Annotated in this window: 3 protein-coding genes; 2 read left to right on the top strand and 1 reads right to left on the bottom strand. The window is 37.9% G+C overall.

Features of this window, described 5'->3' with window-relative positions:
- Positions 1 to 236: 236 nt before the first annotated feature.
- The gene (locus tag AC3AX0_RS07250; RefSeq protein WP_487549638.1) at positions 237 to 1,853 is read right to left on the bottom strand and encodes an ABC-F family ATP-binding cassette domain-containing protein; all 1,617 of its coding nucleotides are present in this window, start codon (positions 1,851 to 1,853) and stop codon (positions 237 to 239) included.
- Between the two features lie 427 nt (positions 1,854 to 2,280).
- Between AC3AX0_RS07250 and AC3AX0_RS07245 the strand changes: the two genes are divergently transcribed.
- Both AC3AX0_RS07245 and AC3AX0_RS07240 read left to right on the top strand, forming a co-directional pair.
- Entirely contained in the window at positions 2,281 to 3,222 is a 942-nt protein-coding gene (locus AC3AX0_RS07245; RefSeq protein WP_487549637.1) for a DUF4097 family beta strand repeat-containing protein, read from the top strand.
- Between the two features lie 138 nt (positions 3,223 to 3,360).
- Positions 3,361 to 4,844, top strand: a 1,484-nt coding sequence (locus tag AC3AX0_RS07240) for an Ig-like domain-containing domain (protein ID WP_487549636.1), incomplete at its 3' end; no start/stop codon positions are given.

Raw genomic sequence — 4,844 nt, 5'->3', positions numbered from 1 at the left:
AACGGCGTAATACCAACGCTTCAAGGGATTACGCATTTTTAACTTTCTTAGACTACAAGAAAGCAGTTACGCTGCGTTAAATAGGTCACAGCGACATAGTCGCGTTAGATGTGAAACGGATAGTGACCAAACCATTTATTAAGATGCGAAAGAAAGTTTCTTTAAATAAGGCTAAACAACAAAAGACTGCGGAAATCAGATTTCCACAGTCTAGTATTTATAAGCTTTTGTTTATTTTATTTGTACATTTTATCGATTTTCTTTTGAAGATCATTGTCATTCAAGAAATCATCAAATGAATTTAATGTCTCATATATTCCATTTGGTGTTATTTCAATCACCCTTGTTGCTATGGTGTTTATGAACCTATGGTCGTGGGATGTAAAGAGCATGGTTCCCTTAAAGGCCACAAGACCATCGTTCACGGCCTGAATGGATTCAAGGTCAAGGTGGTTTGTAGGCTCATCAAGAATTATGACATTTGCTCCTGAAACCATTAGCTTGGAGAACATGCATCTAACCTTTTCTCCTCCTGATAGTACTGAAACCTGTTTTGTAGGTTCCTGCTCGGAAAAGAGCATCTTTCCAAGAAATCCTCTTATGAATGCTTCTGATTTTTCCGCAGAAAACTGTCTAAGCCAGTCTATAAGATTAATCGTCACTCCATCGAAAAATTCACCGTTGTCCTTTGGCAGATAGTCTCTCTTGGTTGTAATTCCCCACTTGTATGTTCCCGAGTCCGGTTCCATTTCACCCATGAGTATCTTGAACAGCGTTGACCTTGCAGCCTCGTTCTTGCTGAGGATGATTATCTTGTCACCCTTGTTTACAGTAAAGGAAATATTGTCAAGAATCTTCACGCCATCTATAGTCTTTGAAAGACCTTCTACTTCAAGTATATCCTTTCCAGCCTCCCTTTCAGGAGTAAACCCTACGAATGGATATTTTCTTGATGAAGGTTGAATGTCGTCCAGGGTAATTTTGTCAAGAAGCTTCTTTCTCGATGTTGCCTGCTTTGCCTTTGATGCATTTGAACTAAACCTTGCGATAAAGTTCTGAAGCTCCTTCATCTTTTCTTCCTTCTTCTTGTTCTGATCCTTTAGAAGTCTTGTCATAAGTTGACTTGATTCATACCAGAAATCATAGTTTCCTACATACATCTTTGCCTTCTTGAAATCTATATCAACCATATGTGTACATATCTTGTTCAAAAAGTGCCTGTCGTGTGATACTACTATTACTGTTTTCTCATATTCCAAAAGAAATTCTTCAAGCCAGTTTATTGCTCTGAAGTCAAGGTGGTTGGTAGGCTCATCCATTAGAAGTATGTCCGGGTTTCCAAACAGTGACTGTGCCAAAAGCACCTTAACCTTGTCTGCGGCTGCGATGTCTTCCATGTTCTTGTCGTAGTCTACTTTTTCTACTCCCAGACCCATCAGAAGCTTCTCTGCATCTGTTTCAGCTTCCCATCCGTTAAGTTCTGCAAATTCGCCTTCAAGCTCGGCAGCCTTTACTCCGTCCTCATCTGTGAAGTCTTCCTTCATATATATTGCATCTTTTTCCTTCATTATGTCATAAAGTCTCTTGTGTCCCATTATTACTGTTTCCAGTACATTGAACTTGTCATATTCGTAATGGTCCTGCTTCAAAACTGCAAGTCTTTCTCCCGGAGTTATGTGTATTTCTCCTGTTCCAGGACTTATATCTCCTGAAAGTATCCTGAGAAAAGTTGATTTTCCCGAACCATTTGCACCTATTACACCGTAGCAGTTGCCTGGTGTAAATTTTAATTCTACCTCCTTGAAAAGCTGTTGCCCTCCAAAGCTTAATCCTACATTAGTTACTGTTATCACTTTTATACTCCTTGTTTCATGTTCAAAATCCGTCTTTCAAACACATCTTATTTATTTTCTTTCACATCTTAATAAATGCTATGGTCACTATCCGCTTTGCATCTAACGCGACTATGTCGCTGTGACCTATTTAACGCAGCAGAGCTGCTTTCTTGTATGAATTCCATATCTGTCCATTTATATTTAAACCTCCAAGAATTGCGATTCGAAGGTAATCTATCCAAACAATAATTATAACCTTTTTAGAGGAAATAATAAAGAAAAACTTTAATTTTATGGTATAATAAATGTATATTACTAATTGAATTCTAATATTTGATTAATCATTCCTTTAACTCCAGGGTATATTATATTGGTAAGACAAAGCAACTATGTTGTGTTAAACGTCTTGACTACCAAAAATTAAAGATATAAACGGGGTGTAATCATGAAAGAAAGAAAACTACACCTGCTCCTGGCAATAATTCTCATAATTTCTCTCATCTCTACAGGATGCATGTGGTCCTACAATCCAATTAACAGCATTTTTTACAAAACATACAATATGGACGAAAGCAATTCCTTCAACTACGGCACAATAGACTCGGTAGATGTAAAGGCCTCTGTTAAGGAAATAACAATAGTAAAAGTTGAAGGTGACCAGTTCCTTGTAACACTGACCGGGACCCTAAAGGCAAACTACGAACCAAAGCTAATTGTAGAAGCTTCCGACGACTCAGTCACAATAAAAACACAGGAATCAATGCTGGATTTAAAAACATCAGAAAATGAACTAATTCTTAGAATTGCAGTACCTGAAGAATATATGAAGGACATGGACTGCTCAACTGTTTCAGGACTTATTTCATCTGAAGGACTGACACTTGAAGACCTTAGCCTGTCAACAGTGTCGGGAAATATTTACATAAGCAATATGAAAATAGACAGTCTGAACCTTTCAGCTGTAAGCGGAGACTTGAACATTAACAATGTAACATCAAGTGTATCAGACCTTAGTACTACTTCAGGAAAAACAGATATTAACGATTTAACAGGCATAGAACTTGATTCCAGCTCAGTATCCGGATCAATAGTTCTTCTAGGCCAGGTTGATGCAGTGGAACTCAGTTCAACTTCCGGCGATCTTAATCTCAGCCTTGACAATTTAAATGGAAATATAACCATGTCCACAGTCTCAGGCGATGCATCAATAAGAATAAGTGGAACTCCAGACTACAGACTTTCCTACAATACTGTCAGCGGAGACTTCAATTCCAATGTGGACATAAACATAGAAAAAATATCAAACAAGGATATTACAGCAACAAGTGGTAATGGGACCTATCAAATTAAGGTTTCAACCATATCAGGTAGTTTGAATATTAACTAATCTATTCCGATTTTTTTCATTATAATCCTCCAGTCGAGCCTCCATGTCCAGCATGGAGGTTTCTACTGTGTCTTGGAACATTAATACATATTTATCGTCTATATTTATATAAAACAAATAATAGAAGAGGTGATTGTTTTGAAATTAAAAATTATTGCAGTTTTACTATGTCTTTCAATGGTTGTCACATCCTGTGGACCGAAGAACCCGGATATTGACCAGATCAACACTGGAAACATTGGCGATCTGGGAGAATGGGATTTTGCTGTCTTTGCTTCCAATTCAGATTCTGCCGGCATTACCACGGACACTGAATTCATAGTCAAATCCAGGAACGATGTATCTGTGGATTTTCTCAAAAGCTCCATAAATATTTCCCCAGAAATAAATTACGACATCGAAAAAACATCGGACAAAGAATTTGTCATCAAGCCTAAGAATGAACTTAAAAAGGATTCCATCTACAAGGTGTCCCTATTAAATCAGGAAAAGAGCTACGACCTTTCCTGGGCATTTCAGACCAAGAAAGAGCTTAAGGTAATAGGTTCCATTCCAGGCAACAAGTCAACATATATTCCAATAGACACTGGAATAGAAGTAATGTTTTCACACAAAAATATTGAAAACTTCGAAGAATCTTTCGAAATACAGCCTGAAACAAAGGGTAGCTTCACCTCAAACGGTTATTCAATGATCTTCGTTCCCGACGTACTTCTATCTCTTGATACTGTATATACCGTAACCATAAAGGCCGGAGCAAATGTCACAGGCAGTCAGCTTGAACTAGGAGCAGACTATATCTTCACCTTCACAACCCAGTCTAGAGAAGGAAATATACTCATGAATATCGACAATGCTGTAAACTACTTCACCACTAGTCAGAACCATTTCATTACAGCCAATGTATACAGGGATGCAATAGGCTATGACTACAATGTTGATATATACAGCTTTAAAAGCACCAATGATTTCATAAAGGACCTTAAGAAGTACGACAAAACTTTCTCCTTTGACAATGTCTATGAGAATTTCAGCAATAAGGTACCTGAATACCTTGAACCTGTGACCTCCTTCGTGTCAAAACCAGAAAGTACAGAAATAGGCTGGTATTCAATTCATTCATTCGATATACCAGAAACCCTTGACCAGGGATACTATATGGCAAGAATCAGCTACAAGGAATACAGCTACTATACCTATATACATGTAAATGACCTTCTGGTTTACAACAGCAAGTTCGAAGATGAGCATTTCTTCTGGATACTCGACAACAAGACAAATGAAGCTGTAACAAATGCTGAAATAACTGTAAATGAGAAGTTTAAGGGAAAAACAAACAGCGACGGAACCACTTCTTTTAAATATGAAGATGATCCCAACGACTATATAGACTATGCAACAATAAGAGCTGAAGGATACGGCGATTTTGTCATGCGGTCCATGAAATCCTTCTATCCATACTATATGGAATATGACGGAATCAGAGAACCAGGTCCAGTGTTTTCACAGGCTTCAAACGACTACTGGAAATACCTCTTTACAGACAGGAGCACCTATCTTCCAACCGATGAGCTGAACATCTATGGCTATATAAAACCAAAAACATCAGGCAGCGGGAAATA

The organism is Dethiosulfatibacter sp. (genome assembly GCF_983023055.1).
Note: the sequence above shows the minus strand (reverse complement) of the source record. Positions and strands in the feature narration are given on the sequence as shown.

Coding starts and splice junctions, on each gene's coding strand:
- AC3AX0_RS07245 (WP_487549637.1), top strand. CDS start 2,281: ATGAAAGAAAGAAAACTACACCTGCTCCTGGCAATAATTCTCATAATT.